The sequence below is a fragment of the Staphylococcus sp. EG-SA-2 genome (assembly GCF_017152085.1).
In genome coordinates, this window is sequence record NZ_JACYHC010000889.1 from 1 (window position 1) to 1,039 (window position 1,039).

A 1,039-nucleotide genomic window follows, 5' to 3' on the forward strand; every position below is an offset into this window, starting at 1 on the left:
ATCTTTAATTTCTTTTGTTGGAATGATTTTATTATCGACCATTTTAACCGGATATCTTTTTTCATTGTCGTGCGGTTTTCCTTCATCCTCGTCCTTAGTCACATCGACATAGTAGTAACCATTTGTTGTTTTGGTATTTCTATTCATATATAGAACCATGCCTTTAGCTACCATATCTTCATTATTAGGTTGAATAACCATTTCAGAATTTATAATCCATGTACCTTTATCATTTTTATCAAACTGATCATCACGATAGCCTTCCTTATCGTATAAATCCTCTAGATTTTTAATAGGGTACATACTCAATGTTTTTTCAAAGCTTTTCTTAACTTCCGCTTCTTTACCTATGCCACAACCAGCAGTGATACTAATGACTAAAAACAGAAAAATAATGCCTAACACTAATTTGTTTAATCGTTTCATCATCTTACAACTCTCTTCTTTTTAAAATGATTTGTTTTTGTTAATTACATATATTTATCAATTTATAACACTTTTTCACTTTAATATTATCAAAAATTTCACAAACAATCTGTTCAATTTATAATATCGTTGAATTATTACTTATTTTCAAAATAAAAACGAGTAGTGAAAATAATTAGAATCTAACTATTTTCATACTCGTCTTAATATCATTATTGAATCCTTATTTATTACTATCTATAATTTCACTTACGATATCATCATATCCAGGCCACGGATATCCTGCATAGTCAACAATCAGCCAACCAGTTCTAGCTTTCCCGTTTTCTTTAATCGTTTTTGCAATTTCAGGATTTATATGTGATGCATAGTTATAAGTACTATTAAATGCGCTACCTCCAGACGCTACACTCAAGAAATTCACATATACATTGTCTTTGTTACTATCCGTTTTAGCTTTAGCCAATAAATTTTTAACAGCTTCAACTTTTTTATCATAGTAATCTTTATACTCATCTTGTACTTTTAAATTTAAGCTACCATTATTAATTTTCGTTTCAAATGTCGCATTGTCTGCCCATTGAATACCTGACGTGTCAGCACCATAACCACT

At 29.6% G+C, this 1,039-nt stretch carries 2 protein-coding genes; both read right to left on the reverse strand.

The features are described from left to right. Positions 1-429, reverse strand: a 429-nt coding sequence (locus IDG60_RS15730) for a tandem-type lipoprotein (protein WP_078090894.1), incomplete at its 3' end; no start/stop codon positions are given. A gap of 220 nt (positions 430-649) precedes the next feature. Next, positions 650-1,039, reverse strand: a 390-nt coding sequence (locus IDG60_RS15735) for a PI-PLC domain-containing protein (protein ID WP_481906099.1), incomplete at its 5' end; no start/stop codon positions are given.